The following is a 16,615-nucleotide window of genomic DNA, read 5'->3' as shown; positions in this document are numbered from 1 at the left end:
GAGTCTACGGATAGAATGGCCGGTCCGGACAGGCCAGTTTTCCTACTATGAGCAGACCGCATGGCCAAGACATTCGAGCTTGATACGCTGAAGATGCGCATGAACGATGCGGAACTCCAGCGGCTGGAGCTGCATCAGCGCATCCAGCGGGCGCTGCGCGCCCTGATCCTGGACGGCGCGCTGGGGCCGGGCCTCAGGCTGCCGGCCACCCGCGGCCTGGCGAAGTCGCTGGGAGTGGCGCGCGACACGGTGGAAAATGCCTACGTGCAGTTGCACCGCGACGGCTACATCGTGCGCCGCGAGGGCTCGGGCAGCTATGTGTCCGAGACGGTGGGCGCCGAGCTGCGCGGCGCCGCGCGCAGGCGCGCGAAGCTGGATCACAGGCCGGCCGCGGCGCAGCCGGGGGCGGGCCTGAGCCGGCGCGGACGCATGATCCTGGACAGCGGCGGGGTCGCGGATCAACAGGTCATCAAGGCGTTTGCCACGGGCTTGCCGGAAACCCGCACTTTTCCCACCGATGTCTGGGAGCGTCTGCAACGCCAGGTCATGAAGGACTACCGCGCCCACGTGCTGCTGCATGGCGACCCGCAGGGCGCCGAGCCGCTGCGCCGCGCCATCGCCGCCTACCTCAACCTGGAGCGCGGAGCCAAGGTCTTGCCCGAGCAGGTCCTGGTGCTGAGCAGCACCCGCCAGGCCCTGTTCCTGTGCGCGCAATTGCTGGCGGACGCCGGCAAGCCCATCCTGATGGAGAATCCTGGCTACTTCGGCGCCCGCAAGGCCTTTGAATCCGCGGAGACGCGCATCGTGCCCATCGACGTCGACGCGCAGGGCATGCGCATGGACCTGCTGCGCGCGGACCGCAGCGGCGCCAACTGCGTGTACGTGACGCCGTCGCACCAGTACCCCACCGGCGTGACGCTGTCGCTCGAACGCAGGCTGGAGCTGATCAACTGGGCCGCGGAACACGGCAAGTGGATCATCGAGGACGATTACGACAGCGAATTCCATTACGACGGCGTGCCCACCGCCTGCGTGCAGGGCCTGGACCTGCATCAGCGCACCATTTACCTGGGAACGTTCAGCAAGACGCTGTATCCGGGGCTCAGGATGGGATACATGGCGTTGCCGCCCGACTTGGTCGACGCCTTTGCCCGCGCGCGCAGCATCATGGACGGACATACGCCGCAGATCCTGCAGCTGACGCTGGCGCGCTTCATGGATGACGGCCATTACAACTCGCACGTGCGGGCCATGCGCAAGCTGTACGCCGGCCGCCGGCAGGTGCTGCTGGATTCCCTGGGCAAGCACCTGGGTGGCATTGTGCAGGCGGTCCGGCCCCCCGGCGGCTTGCAGATCCCGTGCTTGCTCGAGCGCGGATGGTCCGAGGAAAAGACCATCCGCCAGGCCGAGGCCGCCGGCCTGCGCCTGCCCGGCTTGAGCCGGCTGTACGCGGGCGACTACAAACAGCAGGGCTGGCTGCTGGGCTATGCCTCCCTGACGGCATACGAAATCGAAGCCGCCGTGCTGCGGCTGTCGAACGCGCTGAGGCGGGTCTAGAGCGTGTTATGAACCTTGGAGTAGGTTGGCGGCATTTCCCAGCATCAGCATGCTGAAGACCACTTCGACGGAACTTGCGGCTGCGCTAAAGCCCCGCTAGCATCGGCTCAACTGCATTCCCGTTCTGCCCCCGCAGCCATGATGGAAGCCACCGTGACCGAACCGACCGCCATTGAAGTTTCAGCCGAAGCCGCATCTCATAAGGGCGAATTTTTCCTGATCGACGCCAGCTTCTTGGGAAACGGCAGGGTTCCCGGCATCGAAATCGCCAACGAAGAGAAGCTGATCGATCCGGGGATGAATGTCGTCTCGCGTCCTAATGGAATGCCAGATCAGTATCCGGAGCCTCCCCGCCTGATTCATGTACCGGAGAAGGGCGGAATGCCACGCGATCTGGAAGAGCTCGCTGGCATATGGATTGTGTCGGAGCCGTTGAAGCAACTGTTCGAGCAGTTGGACGCCGAGGCGTTTGCATTTGTGGCATGCGACTTCAGCCTTGCTGATGGCAGCCCCACCCCTCAGTACTACCTAGGCAATGTGCTGCGCAGACTCGATGCCCTGGATGAAGCATCTTCTCGCGTGAGGATCAAGCTCGACCACAATTATCAGACCGGCGAGGACGAGAAGATTTATAGCCTCGTCGGCGGAGCCAGCTTGGTGTTCAAACAGGATGTTGTGGGAGATGCCCATATCTTCCGCCAGGATCGCATGGGAGCACCTCCCATCTGCGACCGTGCGATGTTTGATGCATTGAGCGCCGCCAACTTCTCCGGCGTACGGCTGCGCGATGTAGCCGATATTTAGAGCGTGTTATGAGCTTTGGCGTAGGTTGGCAGCATTTCCCAGCATCAGCGCTCAATACCCTCTTCAAGAGCAGCGGCGGCAGGATCTTTGCCCGTGTATCCCTGATCGACAAAGGCACGTCGGCTGCAACGTGCGGCCATCCAGGATGACCGCACTGGGTTGACCTTGCTTTCCCCGAGCGACAGCGCAGGGCATTGAACATCAGCCGCAGATCGTGCTTGCGCTGCCTTGCCTCAGGATCCATCAGCGTCAGGTACGGCGCAGCAAACGCCCATTCGTCATCGGTCACATCTGTTGGGTAAGGGCGACAGGCTGTCATCCACTACGACGGCGCGGTCACGGCAAAGTGCATAACTCGCTCTAGAACGACTCAGTAGGGCAGCGGAAAGCGCCTGGCCAGCTCGGCCACGCCCTCGCGGATGGCGCTTTCCGTGCGGGCGTCGACGGCTCCGGCGCGTACGCCGCCCAGCAGGGCCAGGATCATGTCGCCGATCTCCTGGAACTCGGCTGGACCCATGCCGCGGGAAGTGCAGGCGGCGCTGCCCACGCGTATGCCGGAGGTGACGGCGGGCTTGGCGGCGTCGTTGGGCACGGCGTTCTTGTTCAGGGTGATGCCCACGTGTTCCAGGGCTTGTTCCGCCGTGTTGCCGGCCAGTCCCCAGGGCCGCAGGTCGACCACGCCCAGATGGCAGTCGGTGCCGCCCGACACGATGGAAAGCCCGCCTTCCGCCAGCCGGCGGCACAGCACGCGGGCGTTCTCGACCACCGCGTGGGCATAGGTCCGGAACGCGGGTTGCAGCGCCTCGCCCAGGGCCACGGCCTTGGCGGCGATGATATGCATCAACGGACCGCCCTGCAGGCCGGGGAACACCGCCGAATCGATCTTGCGGGCGAGTTCGGCGTCGTTGGTCAGGATCATGCCGCCGCGCGGGCCGCGCAGCGTCTTGTGCGTGGTGGTGGTGGTGACATGCGCGTGCGGCACCGGCGAGGGATACGCCCCGGCCGCGGCCAGCCCGGCGAAATGCGCCATGTCCGCCATGAAGATCGCGCCCACGTCGTCGGCGATGGCGCGGAATCGCGCGAAGTCCAGCGTGCGTGAATAGGCCGAGCCGCCGGCGATGATGAGCTTGGGCCTTTCCCGCCGGGAAATGCGCTCGACCTCCTCCATGTCCACCAGATGCGTGGCCGGATCGACGCCGTAACTCAGCGCCTGCAGCCAGCGTCCCGACATGTTGACCTTGGAGCCATGGGTCAGGTGGCCGCCCGCCTTCAGGTCCAGGCCGAGGATCTTGTCGCCCGGCGCCAGCAGCGCCAGATAGACCGCCTGGTTGGCCTGGCTGCCGGAGTGGGGCTGCACGTTGGCGTAGCGGGCGCCGAACAGGCGCGTGGCGCGCTCGATGGCGATCTCCTCGGCCACGTCGGCGTTGATGCAGCCGCCATAGTAGCGGCGGCCGGGGTAGCCCTCGGCATACTTGTTCGTCAGTACCGAGCCCTGGACTTCCAGCACTGCGCGGCTGACGAAGTTCTCGGAGGCGATCAGTTCGATCGAGTGCATCTGGCGGCGCCGTTCGGCGTCGATGGCGCCCCAGATGCCGGGATCGGCTTGTGACAGGGGCAGGGCGCTGATGGCGGGCAGCGCGAGGCTGTCGGGCGGGGCAATGTTCGTCACGGTGGTTCCTGGTTGGATGAGCATGTTGTGGCAATGAGAGACGTCAGGAGTTGGCGGCCAGGGTCCGCTGGCCGCCGTGGATCAGCAGATGCGCGGTCAGGCCGGCGACCAGGCCCCAGAACGCGCCGCCCACGCCCAGCAGGGTGACGTTGGCAGCGGTGGCCAGGAAGGTGATGAGGGCGGTTTCCCGGGTGCGGGCGTCGGCCATCGCATTGGCGAGGCTGCCGCCGATGGCGCCCAGCAAGGCTAGCCCCGCCAGCGTGGTGATGAACGCCTTGGGCAGCACCATGAACAAGGTCGCCAGCGTGACGCCGAACGTGCCCACCAGGATGTAAAAGACGCCGCAGGCCAGGCCCGCGATGTAGCGTTTGGCGGGGTCCGCATGGGCGTCTCGGCCGGTGCAGATCGCGGCGGTGATCGCCGCCACGTTGAAGGCGTGCGCGCCGAAGGGCGCCATGACGAGCGAGCCCAGTCCGGTCACGGTCAGGATGGGGCTCGCGCTGGTCTTGTAGCCATCGTTGCGCAGCACCAGCATGCCTGGCATGTACTGCCCCGTCAGCGTGATGATGAAGAGCGGCAGGGCGACGCCCAGCAATGCTTGCAACGAGAACTGCGGCATCTGGAAGACCGGCGCGGCCAGGCTGAGGTGGACGGCCGAGAAGTCGATGCGGCCTTGCGCGATGAGCAGGCCCAGGCCGATGACCAGGATGCCGACCACCGCGAATCGCGAGGTAAAGCGCTTGAGCAGGGCGTAGGAAATGACCAGCACGATGACCAGCAGCGGGTCGGCGCTGGCGCCGCCGAAGGCATTGACGCCGAACTGCAGCAGGATGCCAGCCAGCAGGCCGGCGGCGATGCCGCCGGGAATCATGCGCACCAGCTTTTCGAAAGCGCCGGACAGGCCCAGCACGATAAAGCCCAGCGCCGACAGGATGTAGGCGCCGATGACCTCGCCATAGGGCGTGAAAGGCATCACGGTGGCCAGAAACGCCACGCCGGGCGTGGACCAGGCCGTGATGACAGGCGCCTTGTAGCGCCAGCTCAGCAGCGCGCCCGTGACGCCCACTCCGACGGAAACCGCCCATACCCAGGAAGTGGTCTGGGCCGGCGACAGCCGTGCCAGCTCAGCCGCCTGGAACACCAGCACGAAGGTGCCGCCGTAGTTCACCAGTACCGAAATCAGGGCTGCGACGGTGGGAGAAAAGAAATCGGCGGGTCTGAGGCCTGCCGGCGATGCGTTCATGTATTGCTCCGCGTTCATGGTGGGGCCTGGCCGCGCGGCCAGGCTTGAACGGGGAGTCTAGGTTGCCTGCGGTACGTTGATACCTGCCACATTGAGCGTCATGGGCAGACCGCTTTCTGGCCGGATCCGGGGCGCTTGCTTTGAACGTGGGGCAGGATCAGCGCCATACCTCCCGTACTGTTTGCGCGATTGCGGTGGCTTGGCGCAGCCCGGCCTCGGCGGCTTCGGCACGGCGCGCCGGGTCCAGCACGTTGTCGCCGATGGCTTGCAGGCTGGCCGCGTCGGGCAGCACGGCCTGGACCTGGCTGCCGGCCGCGCGCAGCGCCTGCAGCTCGCGCCGAAGATGCCCGCTGACCGGATTGCCGTCGCGATACCCCAGCGGCGCCAGCACCACGATGGTCGGGTAGCCGGCAGCCATGTCGGCGTTGGTCATGGAGCGGATGCCGCCGTCCATGTAGGTCGCGCCGCCGATGGGCACGGCCGGCCAGGCGCCTGGGACGGCGCAGCTGGCGGCGATGGCGTCGATGAAATCTACCTGGTCGGCGGCGCTGAAGCTGCGCCCCTCGCCGGTATGCGCGTCGACTGCGACGACGTGCAAGGGGCGGCTCGGCCAATCTCTGGCGCTGAGGCGGGCGGCGATGATGGCGCGGCGTTCGGCCAGCGTGGGCGTGGCGCTGCGCAAAGCATAGGCGCCGATGCGCCGGCGTGCCTGCTGCAGGTCCGCGCCGACTTTGCCGTACAACTCGCGGTTTTTGTCGTCGGCGGCCTGTTGTGAGTACGGCCGGACCCTTTCGGCCCCTGTTCCATCCAGTTGCGTCGCCAGCAGCCGCATGGGCGGGACGCCGGCCGCCAGTTGCGCGCTGGCGACCGAACCCGCGGAGCAACCGATGAACAGGTCTGCGGCGGCGAGGTCCACGTCCTGGCGCGCGAGGCCCGCCAGGATGCCGATCTCCCAGGCCAGCCCGGTCACGCCGCCGCAGCCCAATACCAGGCAGCGCCTCTTCTGCGCGTACGGCATTCAGGCCGTCTCGACGCGGGGGGAGTCGAACGGCTCGGCCTCGCCAACCATGGGCGCCGGGCGGTAATGGTAGTCACCCATGTCCGTCTTGCGCAGCATGTGCCAGTAGTCGTCATTGCGGAACGGCGTAGGCGCGACCACTTTGCCATGCGCGTTGCGATACCAGTTGCTCATGCCCTTATGGGTCCAGATCATGCGGTCATGGGCTGCCTGCACGCGCGCGTTGTAGGCGTCGTGGCGGTCCTTGCGGACCTCGATCTCGAAGCGTCCTCCAGCCTGTTCCATGCCTTGCTGCAACAGACCCATGACATAGCGTACCTGGGTCTCCAGCAGGGCGACGACGCTGCCGCCGTGGCCCAGCGCGGTGTTGGGGCCGGCCAGGATGAACAGGTTGGGAAAGCCCGGGGCGGCCACGCCCATGAAGGCTTCGGCGCCCTTTTCGTCCCAGGCCTCGCGGATCGAACGCCCGCCGCGACCGTACAGCTTGAACGAGGACAACAGGTTGATCGCGTCGAAACCGGTCGCGACCACCAGCACGTCCAGTTCATGTTCAGTGCCGTTATCGCTCACCACCGCGCTTTCAGTGACCCGGGTGATGCCGCCCGTGACCAGCTTGACGTGGTCCCGCGCCATGGTGCGGAACCAGCCGTTGTCCATCAGCATGCGCTTGCCGAAGGGCGGGTAGTCGGGCAGCACGTCCGGCAGCAGGTCCTGGCGCTCGCCGAGTTCCGTCTTGATGTAGCTGGTGAAGTGTGCGCGGTGCTTATCGTTGATTTCATTGATGGCGCGATCGGGATGCGGCCATTGGGGATCGATTTGCAGGGTGGCGTGGACCCGGTCGTTGAAGATCCAGGCCAGGCGCTGGCGATACCACTCCTGGTAGTACGGCACTTCGCGCAGCAGGAAGCGGACGTCCTGCGGCACGGGCTTCTGGAATTTCTCGAACGGTGCGGCCCATTGCCTGGAGCGTTGGAACACGGTCAAGGAGCGGACCTGGTCGGCGATGGCGGGAACGACTTGCATCGAACTGGCGCCGTTGCCGATGATGCCCACGTTCTTGCCGCGCAGGTCCAGCCCTTCCGGCCAGTTGGCGGTATGGAAGCAGGGGCCCTGGAAGCTTTCCAGGCCTGGTATGGGCGGCAGCTTGGGCACGTTCAGCAGGCCCACCGCGCTGATGACGATGTCGGCCACATAGTCCCGGACCTGGCCGTCCTGTTCCACGGTGCGTACGTTCCAGCGCAGGGCGGCTTCGTCGTAGCGGGCGGACTCCACGCGAGTATTGAAGCGGATGTTGGAGCGCACGCCATGCTGGTCGGCGACGCCTTCGAAGTAGCCCTGGATCTCGCCCTGCAGGGCGAAGTAGCGTGACCAGTCGTGCTTGGCGAAGGAGTACGAGTAGATATGGTTGGGCGTGTCCACGCCCGCGCCGGGGTAGCGGTTCTCGTACCAGGTGCCGCCGACTTCGGCGTTCTTCTCGATCACCACATAGGAAATGCCCGCGCCTTGCAGGCGAATCGCCGCGCACAGGCCGGCTACGCCCGCGCCGATGACCAGGACGCGATAGTCTTGCGGCACCCGGAATGCATCGCGTTGCTCCAGCGCGAAGTCCGCATCCAGCCCCAGCCAGGCCGCGATCATGGGGCCGTAGGAGTCGGGGACCTCTTCTCCGATGCTGGTGCGCAGCATGGCGACCAGCTGTTCGTGCGCGGGCGCTGGAAGCGCGGGATTCTGCCCCCGGCGCGCCAACCGGATGGCTGAGTACGCGGCTGCGCGGACCTCTTCCTGTACGGCTTCGGGCAGACCGCCAGGGTCATTGTCTTCGAGGCCGCGGATGCGCGAGCACTGGTAGCGCCCGGACAGCCATTGCGTGTCGCCCGTCAGGTGCACCAGCACCATGAGCAGCGTGGGAATGTTGGCGCTGGCGAGCGCGCGCTTGAGCGTGGCCTCCCACTTGTCGTTGCCGAGCGGGTTTGCCGAGGCCGGGGTATCGCGATGCATGTATCAAGTCCTTCCAGGAATGGCGTGGGGTATCGGGCTGCTGCCTACTCGGCGGTCGCGCCGGACTTCTTGATCAGCTCGGCCCATTTGGCGCTGTCGCTGACGATGAAGGCGCCAAAGTCGGTAGGCTTGGTGAACAAGGCGTCCAGGCCCATCTTCTTGAATTGATCCTGCACGTCGGGCGCCGCCTTCATTTTCTGCAAGGCTGCCTGCAGCCTCTCGACGACCGCAGGCGGCGTGCCGGCCGGGGCCACGATGCCCAGCCAGGGCATGGCGTCGTAGCCAGGCAAGCCGGATTCCTCGACGGTGGGCAGGTCGGGCAGCACCGAGGACCGGGTCTTGGTGGTCACGGCGAGCGGGCGCACCTTGCCGCTGTCGAGGAAGGGCTGAGCGGCCGCGATGTCCACGAACAGCATGTCGACTTCGCCGCCGGCCAGGGAGGTCAGCGCCGGCACGCTGCCCTTGTAGGGGATATGGGTCATCTTCAGGCCGGTCAGCGCGGCGAACAGCTCGCCTTCCAGATGATTGGAAGTGCCATTGCCGGAGGACGCGAAGGTGGCGGACTTGCCGTCTTTCTTGAGCGCGGCTATCAGGTCCTTCACGTTGGAAGCCTGCACCTGCTTGCCCGTCACCAGCACGTGCGGCACGCTGGCGATGAGCGACACAGGCTGGAAGTCCTTGACCGGGTCGTAATTCGCGGTGTTCTTGTACAGGCTGGGAGCGATGCCGAGGGACGACGCTGCCATCAGCAGCGTATAGCCATCGGCCGGCGCCTTGGCCACATAGGCCGAGGCGATCATGGTGCCGGCGCCGGGCTTGTTGACCACCACCACCGGTTGGCCCAGATCGCCTTGCAGCTTGGCGGCGATTTGACGGGTCATCACGTCGGTGACGCCGCCTGGCGTGAAGGGCACCACGATATTGATGGGCTTGTTGGGGTAGTCCTGGGCATGAGCGGTTGCGCCCGCGCAGATCAAGGTTGCGGCCAGGCAGTGCGATAGCCATTTCATGGTTGGTCTCCTGTGGTTTTCTAGGTGTGGCGTTCAGGTGGAGCCTGCGCTGAGGTTCCGGTGCCGGATCAGTCCCCAGACCGTGTTGGCGTAGGGCATGTCCAGGTTCAGCTTTGCTGCAATTTCGATCATGGCGCCGACCAGGGCGTCGATTTCCAGCGGCTTGCCTTGTTGCGCGTCCTGCAGCATCGAGGTCTTGGCGGCGCCGGCGCTGGCGGCGGCCTGCATGCGTTGCTCCACCGTTACCGGTAGCGCAAGCCCGAGCGCCTGGCCCAGCGCCAGGTATTCTCCCAGCATGGCGCGGGCCAGCTTGCCGAGGTAGGGATCGCGGACCATGGCTTCCATGGTGGCGTTGGCCAGCACGCTCAAGGGATTGAAGGTGGCGTTGCCCATCGCCTTGATCCAGACCGCCTGGTGGATCTCGCCGCTGACCTCGCATTGCAGGCCCGACGCACGCAGCAGGCCAGCCAGCCTGGTGGCTCGGGTGGTAGAGCGGCCGTCAGGCTCGCCGAGGATGAGGTTGTTGCGGGCGTTCTGCGCCGCGATGCCGGGCGCGGTGGAATTTGCCGCGATGTACACCACCGCGCCGAGTACCCGGTCCAAAGGCAGTGCACGCCCGAGGATGCCGCGGCCATCGACCGATTGCAGCGGCGCACCGCCCAGCGGGTTGTCCAGCGTGGCCAGATACCACCAGGGGATGCCGTTCACTGCCGGCACCACGGCGCCTTGCGGCGCCAGCATCGGTGCCAGGCGCGCGCCGATATCGTCCAGCGCCTGCTGCTTGACCGCAAGAATCAGGTAGTCCGCGTCGCGCACCTGGCGTGGATCGTCGGTGGCGCGCACTGGGTAATGGCGGGTGACGCCCTCGGCCGTCAGTCCGACGCCACGCTGCCGCAGGGCGGCCAAGGTCTGTCCGCGGGCGATCATGGTCACCTCGCAACCTGCTTGGGCCAGGCGCGCGGCCAGCAGACAGCCGATCGCGCCCGCACCATATACCGCGACGCGGCATTGATGAGAATCTTCCATTTCTACTCTGCGAAAAAAAGGGCCGCCGGGAGGGCGGCGCGGCTGCCGCTATTCCTGGTACTCGGGCCGGACGCGTTGCAGCAACCGGAGCAGGGGAGGCCAGTGCTTGTGGCGGGACGGGCGATCGAGACGGTCGAACTGGCGGCCGACCTTCTCGGCGACTTCGGCTGCGGGCGTCACCAGTGGCAGGCCGCCTGCCAGCGCCGCGACCTGCGCCTGGCAGGCGCGCTCCAGGTAGAACATGGCATCGAAGGCGTCAGGCACGCTGGCGCCGCAGACCAGCAGGCCGTGATTGCGCAGGATCATCGCGCTGTGCGGACCGAGGTCGGCGATCAGGCGTCGCTGCTCGTCCATGTCCAGCGCGACGCCTTCGTAGTCGTGGTAGCCGATGCGGTTGTGAAAGCGCATGGCATGCTGCGAAATCATGAGCAGCCCGGCCTCTTGCGCGGACACGGCGATGCCGGCGGCGGTGTGCGTGTGCATGACACAGGCCGCGTCATGGCGGACGCGGTGGATGGCGCCATGAATGACGAAGCCGGCGGGGTTGATGCCCAGGCCGGTCTGGTCCAGCAGGATCTCGCCGTCGATGGTCAGCTTGACCAGGTTGGACGCGGTGATCTCGTTGAACATCAGGCCGTAGGCATTGATCAGGAAATGCGGCTCGGCGCCGGGAACCCGGGCCGAGATATGCGTGTAGATGTGATCCGTCATGCGCATCTCGACGGCCAGGTTGTAGGCTGCGGCGAGGTCCACCCGCACTGCCCATTCCTCGGCCGAAACCTGGTCCTTGATCGATGCCTCTTGCACGGCGACTCCTCCGGTTTTGCGTTCTTATTGGTTGGGCCGACGTCTCTGTCGCGTGGCCTCTTTCAACCAAAGTATAGGTTTTCCGCTTGCTGCCGACTAAGCAAACGTTTTGATGGAAACGCATAAATCCCATCAATCATTCGGCCGTGGCGGCATGCATGAAAAACCTTGATGGATATGCATAAAAACGTTTAGCTAGTGCGGCGAATAGCCCCTACCTATACTGATTTTCCTACCCATGGGCGCGGCCGCAACGAGTCGGCCCGCCATTGAAAAATCAGAAAAAGGCCGGAGGCTGGATGGACGCTGCAGGAAACCGCACGATCACGGATTTGCTCGATGAACAGGCGCTGTGCCACGGGCATGGGGTAGCGATCGTGCATGAGTACCAGAACGGCGCCATCAGCCAGTTGAGCTTCATCCAGTTGCGCGAGGCGGCGCGCGGGTTTGCCGCAGGCTTGCAGGCGCGCGGCGTGATGCCGGGCGACCGCGTGTTCGTGTTCATGGGCAACACCGCGGAATACGTACCGCTGTGGATGGGCCTGATGCTGGCGGGCGCCGTCATCGTGGCGGGCAACATCTACCTGACCGCGCCGGAAGTGGCGTACCAGCTTGAGCATTGCCAGCCCGCGCTGGCGCTGGTGGAGCCGACGCACGAGGCGCTGATACGCGAAGTCTGCGCCGGCATGGCGCAGGCGCCGGATATCGTGGCGGTTGCGCGCGGCAGCCTGGGGCCGGAAGGCCTGAGCGGCGCGCTGGCGGGCCCGCCGGCGGATTACCTGGCGCCTGACCAGGGTAGCGACGACCTGGCGCAGATCCTGTACACCTCTGGCACTTCGGCGCGGCCCAAGGGCGTGATGCTGACACAGGCCAACCTGCTCTGGTGCGGCCAGGCGGGCGCGGCCAACAGCGGCCTGAGCCGCAGCGACCGCGTGTTCAACAACAAGCCGCTGTTTCACGCCAACTGTCAGGAGACGGTGCTGTCCTGCCTGACGGCGGGCGCCACCGCGGTGATCGGCGAACGCTATAGCGCGACGCGCTACCTGCGTCAGCTCATCGAGCACCGCATCACGATATGCAGCCTGTCCGGCATGCTCTGCCGCACCTTGCTGAACCAGCCGCCCACGGCTTTCGACACGGCGCATCGGGTGCGCTACGCGGGTTATGCCATCAACATCTCGGAGACGGAAATCGCGGCGTTCATCGAGCGTTTCCGCATCCCGCTGCGCAACGGCTACGGGCAATCCGAGACCATGCTCTACATCACCTTGCAGCCGCACGCCTCGCCGTCCGCCTACCCGTCCATAGGGCGCGCCACGCCCGACCGCGAAGTGTTCGTGGTCGACGACGACAACCAGCCGGTGGCCGCGGGCGCGGTGGGCGAAATCGTGGTGCGCGGGCGTCCGGGGCGCACGCTGACCCTGGGCTACTACCGCGACCCGGCGGCTACGCAGGCGGTGTTTGAAGGCGGCTGGCTGCACACGGGGGATCTGGGCTATCAGGACGCCAAGGGCAACTTCTTTTTCTTCGGCCGCAAGAAAGAGGTGATCAAGCGGGCCGGCGAGAACATCTCGGCCGCGGAGGTGGAAGAGGCCTTGATGGGGCATCCTGCCGTGCGCGACGTGGCGGTGGTGGGCATACCGGATCCGGTGCGCGACCAGTCGGTCAAGGCCTTCATCGTGCTGCACGCCGAGCATCAGGCGGACGAGGATGCCATCAAGGCCTTTTGCGCCCAGCGGCTGGCGTACTTCAAGGTGCCCGAACACGTGCAGTTCATGGCGGAGCTGCCGCGCAACGCCAGTGGCAAGGTGCAGAAGCGGGCGCTACTCGAGGCCTGAACGCCGCCGCGGGTCGTCAGGCCTTGCCGGTGGCGGCCTTTCCCAGCCGGGTCAGGGCGTCGGCGACCTGATGGACGATGGCCTGGCCTTGGTTGCGGTGGATGGCGATGGTGAACTCCAGCGTCAGCGGGGTCAGCGCCGGGTTCACCAGCGCAAGGGTGCCGGCACGCACCTGCTCGGCCACCATCATCTCTGGCAACTGCGCGATGCCGCCGCCGGCCTCGACGACTTCGATCAGGCTGTTCAGGCGATTGCAGCTGCAGATATTGTCCAGGTTGGCGCCCATGTCGCGCAGCTCGTCCTGGGCCGGGCCGAAGAAGCCCGACGGGCGCGACACGCACCACAGCGGCTCTGTTTGCAGCAGCGATTGCATGGTGCGCGGCTTGCCGTCAGCGTCGTTCAGCAGCCGGGACGAGACCATCCACGACATGCGGGTCTTGCCCAGCGATTCGCAGATGAACTGATCGTCGCGCAGATGGTTGGCCATGATCGCAATGTCCAGCGCGCCGGAAGTCAGGTGCTCCTGCAGCTTGACCGCGAGGTCCAGCTCGACCTCGTAGGAGATGCGTGGCAGGGCGCGGCGCAGCTCGGGCACCACGCGCGAAAACCAGGTCATGGAAATCTCGCCCATGCCGATACGTACCGTGCCGGCCGCATTGTTGACGGCCTCCGCGTCGGTGAAGGCGTCTTCCACCGCCAGCAGCAGGGGTTCCACGCGTTCGACGAAGCGGCGCGCGGGCACCGTCAGTTCCAGCCGGCGGCCGCGCTTTTCGAAGAGAGGAAAGCCCAGCGACTGCTCCAGTTCCTTCATGCGCGCCGACACGGCGGGTTGGGAGGTGTGCAGGCGCTCGGCCGCGGCGCGGAAGCTGCCCAGCTTGGCGATCTGGCACAGGGTTTCGGCATTGGTCAGATTCGGACGGGGCATGGGCGGGTGTGGTGGTTTTTTGGCCGTATGTTAAAGGCGAAAGGCCGCGGGCGGGCTGTCCGCGCCGCGCCCTTACGGGGATTTCAGGCTTTCTTCGCGCATCAACTGGCCCAGGCGGCGCGCGCCGGGTCCGGCCGCATCGGGATCGGGATAGACCAGATACAGCGCACCCCAGCGCTGCGCGCCGTCCTGCAGCGGCAACGGCTTCAATTCGCCCGTGGCCAATTGTTCCCGGATCCAGTCTTCCGGATACCACGCGAAGCCCATCCCCATGCAAGCGGCGCGTATCGACGTGCTCTTGTGGCTGACGGTGATGCGCTGCTCGGTGACGTCCCAGACGCTGGGCCGCACGCGCTGCCGGCCGCTGTCGCGGATCACCAGATGGCGGTGCGCCTTGAGGTCTTCGAGCGATAGCGGCCGGTTCATCAGGTGCAGGGGATGCGAGGGCGCGGCGGCGGCGACTGCGCAATAGCGCAGGAGCGCGTCACCGACATGGCCCGTAGGGATGTGGTCGGCGCAGATCGCAAGATCGGCCTCGCCCGAGAGCAACAGCTCGTCGGTGCCGCCCATTACCGATTCATGCAGTTCGATGCGGGTCTCGGGGAACTCTTGGGCGAAGGCATCCAGGCAACGCAGCAGCAGATCCGTGGGGAACAGGCTTTCCACGGCCAGCGTCAGCATCTGTTCGCGCCCCTTGGCGAGATTGCCGGCCGCCCGTTCCAGGCGCAGGGCCTCGCTCACCAGCGACTTGCCGCGCCGGTAGAGGATCTTGCCGTCGTCCGTCAGCAAGGCCTTGCGCCCGTCCATGGCGAACGCCGCCACGCCCAGCCGTTCCTCGATCTGGCGGATGGCATAGCTGATGGTCGATTGCGACTTGCTGAGCGTCTCGGCGGCCTGGGCGAAACCGCCCGCGTCCACCACGGCGACCAGGGCCTGCCATTGCTCCAACGAAATTCTAGGTGGCATATATATCTATCTATTAGATAAATTTCTGCGAAATATTGAACTATTTTATCTGTTTTGTAGATGATTCAATGGGTTCATCGTCCTCAAAACAGAAGGAACCCAGATGAACATCCTGGTCATCACCGCCGGCGCGCCGGCCGATTCATTTTCCGCGGCGCTTGCCGAGCGCTACGTGAACGGCGTGCAAGCCGGCTGCCACGCGCGGGTCACATGGGCCGATCTGCGCGCCGAGGGGTTCGATCCGCGCATGACCGCGGCCGACCTGGATTTCTATCGCGGCAGGGGGCTCCTGCCCGGCGACGTGCGGCGCGAGCAATTGCGCGTGGAGGCTGCAGACCTGGTCGTGCTGGCGTTCCCGATCTACTGGTGGGCCATGCCGGCGCTGGCCAAGGGTTGGATCGACCGTGTCTTCACCAAGGGATGGGCCTTCGGCGCCGCCGGCCCGCATGCCTACGACGAGCACGGCTACCGCACCGCCATTTCCACCCAGATCGAACACGGGGTCCTTTACTACAGCGGCGTGAGCGACCTGCGCACGCACCTGTTCCTCGACGTCGAGAGCGGCGACGAGGACGCGCGGCATCGCAACCTGTCCGATGCATACGGGTTCGGCCTTTCGCTTGCCGCGACAGGCGCCGGAACTTCTCCCGCGCGCTGAACATTTCCTTCCCTACTCTTTTCAATGAGGTTCGCCATGTCCATCACCACCCGAGAAATCCACTTGAAGAACCGTCCAGAGGGGCTGCCGACACCAGATGATTTCGCGCTGGTCGGCACGACGCTGCCCGCGCCCCGGCCGGGACAGATCCTGGTGCGCAATCTATGGATGTCGGTTGACCCGTACATGCGAGGTCGGATGGATGAGCGCAAGAGCTACATCGCGCCCTTCGCCTTGGGACAAGTGCTCGAAGGCGCTGCGGTCGGGGTGGTCGAGCAGAGCGCCGATCCGCGCTTTGCCGCCGGCGACCGCGTGGTGCACTTTGCCGGCTGGCGCGAGCATGCGCTGATCGACGCGGCGCACGCCACCGTTGTCGCCGACGACGGCATCGCCTTGCAGACTTACCTGGGCGCCCTGGGTTTTCCGGGCCTGACGGCGTACGTGGGGCTGACGCGGATCGCCAACGCGAAAGCCGGCGAAACCATCTTCGTGTCCGCGGCCAGCGGCGCGGTCGGCAGCGTGGTGGTCCAGATGGCGAAGCAGATGGGGTTGCGCGTCGTGGCGTCCGCCGGTTCGGAGGACAAGGCGCGGTGGCTGCGCGACGTGGCGGGAGCCGATGCGGTCATCGATTACCGCAGCGCGCCCGATCTCACCGCAGCGCTGGCCCAGGCCGCGCCGCAGGGCATCGACATCTACTTCGACAATGTCGGCGGCGATCATCTGGATAGCGCGCTGGCGGTGGCGAATGACCTTGCGCGTTTCGTGTTGTGCGGCATGATCTCGGGCTACAACGAGGGCAAGCCGGCCATCGGCGTGCGCAATCTGTTCTCGGCCATCGAAAAGCGCATCAAGCTCCAGGGCCTGATCGCGTCCGACCACATCGACGTGCTGCCGGAGTTCATCCCCCGCATGAGCGCGTGGATCAAGGCCGGGCAGGTGCAGTTGCGGGAAACGGTGGTGGATGGCCTGGAGCGCGCGCCCGAGGCCTTCATCGGCCTGTTCAAGGGCGCCAATACGGGAAAGATGCTGGTCAGGCTGACCAAGTCCTGAAGATCCGGCCTGCGCGGGCCGGCCGCAGGCTCGGTGAAATCCGCCA

Annotated in this window: 14 protein-coding genes and 1 pseudogene; 5 read left to right on the top strand and 10 right to left on the bottom strand. The window is 65.9% G+C overall.

Annotated elements, in window-relative coordinates:
• Positions 1-60 precede the first annotated feature (60 nt).
• Together WBB14_RS15510 and WBB14_RS15505 are read left to right on the top strand one after the other, a co-directional pair.
• Positions 61-1,557, top strand: coding sequence for a PLP-dependent aminotransferase family protein (locus tag WBB14_RS15510; protein WP_424240621.1), 1,497 nt, complete (start codon positions 61-63; stop codon positions 1,555-1,557).
• Positions 1,558-1,695: 138 nt separating this feature from the next.
• Entirely contained in the window at positions 1,696-2,361 is a 666-nt protein-coding gene (locus tag WBB14_RS15505; protein ID WP_424240620.1) for an imm11 family protein, read from the top strand.
• A 75-nt stretch (positions 2,362-2,436) separates the two neighbouring features.
• Here WBB14_RS15505 and WBB14_RS15500 read toward each other — a convergent pair.
• The 8 genes and pseudogenes from WBB14_RS15500 to WBB14_RS15465 form a co-directional block, all read right to left on the bottom strand.
• Positions 2,437-2,680 (bottom strand): annotated as a pseudogene (locus tag WBB14_RS15500) (transposase); the annotation flags it as partial.
• 51 nt (positions 2,681-2,731) lie between these two features.
• Positions 2,732-4,054, bottom strand: a complete 1,323-nt coding sequence (locus WBB14_RS15495) for a serine hydroxymethyltransferase (protein WP_424240619.1) — start codon at positions 4,052-4,054, stop codon at positions 2,732-2,734.
• Between the two features lie 19 nt (positions 4,055-4,073).
• Positions 4,074-5,273: a benzoate/H(+) symporter BenE family transporter gene (locus WBB14_RS15490; protein WP_424240618.1), complete on the bottom strand. Its 1,200-nt coding sequence runs from the start codon at positions 5,271-5,273 to the stop codon at positions 4,074-4,076.
• A gap of 157 nt (positions 5,274-5,430) precedes the next feature.
• Entirely contained in the window at positions 5,431-6,291 is an 861-nt protein-coding gene (locus WBB14_RS15485; protein ID WP_424240617.1) for a patatin-like phospholipase family protein, read from the bottom strand.
• On the bottom strand, positions 6,292-8,289 hold the full coding sequence (locus WBB14_RS15480) for a flavin-containing monooxygenase (RefSeq protein WP_424240616.1): 1,998 nt from the start codon (positions 8,287-8,289) through the stop codon (positions 6,292-6,294).
• A 44-nt stretch (positions 8,290-8,333) separates the two neighbouring features.
• Complete coding sequence (locus WBB14_RS15475) at positions 8,334-9,299, bottom strand: Bug family tripartite tricarboxylate transporter substrate binding protein (protein WP_424240615.1); 966 nt, start codon at positions 9,297-9,299, stop codon at positions 8,334-8,336.
• Between the two features lie 33 nt (positions 9,300-9,332).
• Entirely contained in the window at positions 9,333-10,325 is a 993-nt protein-coding gene (locus WBB14_RS15470) for a ketopantoate reductase family protein (protein ID WP_424240614.1), read from the bottom strand.
• Between the two features lie 48 nt (positions 10,326-10,373).
• Positions 10,374-11,132 (bottom strand): class II aldolase/adducin family protein, encoded by a 759-nt coding sequence (locus WBB14_RS15465; RefSeq protein ID WP_424240613.1) that lies wholly within the window; start codon positions 11,130-11,132, stop codon positions 10,374-10,376.
• A 299-nt stretch (positions 11,133-11,431) separates the two neighbouring features.
• On the opposite strand from WBB14_RS15465, the gene WBB14_RS15460 reads away from it, so the two are divergent.
• Positions 11,432-12,970 (top strand): class I adenylate-forming enzyme family protein, encoded by a 1,539-nt coding sequence (locus WBB14_RS15460; RefSeq protein WP_424240612.1) that lies wholly within the window; start codon positions 11,432-11,434, stop codon positions 12,968-12,970.
• Positions 12,971-12,986: 16 nt separating this feature from the next.
• Here WBB14_RS15460 and WBB14_RS15455 read toward each other — a convergent pair whose 3' ends face one another.
• Together WBB14_RS15455 and WBB14_RS15450 are read right to left on the bottom strand one after the other, a co-directional pair.
• The gene (locus WBB14_RS15455) at positions 12,987-13,895 is read right to left on the bottom strand and encodes a LysR family transcriptional regulator (protein WP_424240611.1); all 909 of its coding nucleotides are present in this window, start codon (positions 13,893-13,895) and stop codon (positions 12,987-12,989) included.
• A 72-nt stretch (positions 13,896-13,967) separates the two neighbouring features.
• Positions 13,968-14,861 carry a LysR family transcriptional regulator gene (locus WBB14_RS15450; protein WP_424240610.1) on the bottom strand — a complete coding sequence of 298 codons (894 nt, stop codon included), beginning with the start codon at positions 14,859-14,861 and terminating at the stop codon, positions 13,968-13,970.
• A 103-nt stretch (positions 14,862-14,964) separates the two neighbouring features.
• Here WBB14_RS15450 and WBB14_RS15445 point away from each other — a divergent pair, with 103 nt between their 5' ends.
• Both WBB14_RS15445 and WBB14_RS15440 read left to right on the top strand, forming a co-directional pair.
• The gene (locus WBB14_RS15445) at positions 14,965-15,519 is read left to right on the top strand and encodes an NAD(P)H-dependent oxidoreductase (protein WP_424240609.1); all 555 of its coding nucleotides are present in this window, start codon (positions 14,965-14,967) and stop codon (positions 15,517-15,519) included.
• A gap of 36 nt (positions 15,520-15,555) precedes the next feature.
• Entirely contained in the window at positions 15,556-16,569 is a 1,014-nt protein-coding gene (locus WBB14_RS15440; protein ID WP_424240608.1) for an NADP-dependent oxidoreductase, read from the top strand.
• Positions 16,570-16,615 lie beyond the last annotated feature (46 nt).

This window comes from Achromobacter sp., assembly GCF_049647645.1.
GTDB lineage: Bacteria > Pseudomonadota > Gammaproteobacteria > Burkholderiales > Burkholderiaceae_B > Achromobacter.
The sequence above is the reverse complement of the archived record's forward strand: the minus strand, read 5'-3'. Positions and strand labels throughout refer to the sequence as shown.

Excerpts from the sequence above, each read along its gene's own strand:
- WBB14_RS15510 (WP_424240621.1), top strand. The coding sequence starts at position 61 with ATGGCCAAGACATTCGAGCTTGATACGCTGAAGATGCGCATGAACGAT.
- WBB14_RS15505 (WP_424240620.1), top strand. The coding sequence starts at position 1,696 with ATGATGGAAGCCACCGTGACCGAACCGACCGCCATTGAAGTTTCAGCC.
- WBB14_RS15495 (WP_424240619.1), bottom strand. The coding sequence starts at position 4,054 with ATGCTCATCCAACCAGGAACCACCGTGACGAACATTGCCCCGCCCGAC.
- WBB14_RS15490 (WP_424240618.1), bottom strand. The coding sequence starts at position 5,273 with ATGAACGCATCGCCGGCAGGCCTCAGACCCGCCGATTTCTTTTCTCCC.
- WBB14_RS15485 (WP_424240617.1), bottom strand. The coding sequence starts at position 6,291 with ATGCCGTACGCGCAGAAGAGGCGCTGCCTGGTATTGGGCTGCGGCGGC.
- WBB14_RS15480 (WP_424240616.1), bottom strand. The coding sequence starts at position 8,289 with ATGCATCGCGATACCCCGGCCTCGGCAAACCCGCTCGGCAACGACAAG.
- WBB14_RS15475 (WP_424240615.1), bottom strand. The coding sequence starts at position 9,299 with ATGAAATGGCTATCGCACTGCCTGGCCGCAACCTTGATCTGCGCGGGC.
- WBB14_RS15470 (WP_424240614.1), bottom strand. The coding sequence starts at position 10,325 with ATGGAAGATTCTCATCAATGCCGCGTCGCGGTATATGGTGCGGGCGCG.
- WBB14_RS15460 (WP_424240612.1), top strand. The coding sequence starts at position 11,432 with ATGGACGCTGCAGGAAACCGCACGATCACGGATTTGCTCGATGAACAG.
- WBB14_RS15455 (WP_424240611.1), bottom strand. The coding sequence starts at position 13,895 with ATGCCCCGTCCGAATCTGACCAATGCCGAAACCCTGTGCCAGATCGCC.
- WBB14_RS15450 (WP_424240610.1), bottom strand. The coding sequence starts at position 14,861 with ATGCCACCTAGAATTTCGTTGGAGCAATGGCAGGCCCTGGTCGCCGTG.
- WBB14_RS15445 (WP_424240609.1), top strand. The coding sequence starts at position 14,965 with ATGAACATCCTGGTCATCACCGCCGGCGCGCCGGCCGATTCATTTTCC.
- WBB14_RS15440 (WP_424240608.1), top strand. The coding sequence starts at position 15,556 with ATGTCCATCACCACCCGAGAAATCCACTTGAAGAACCGTCCAGAGGGG.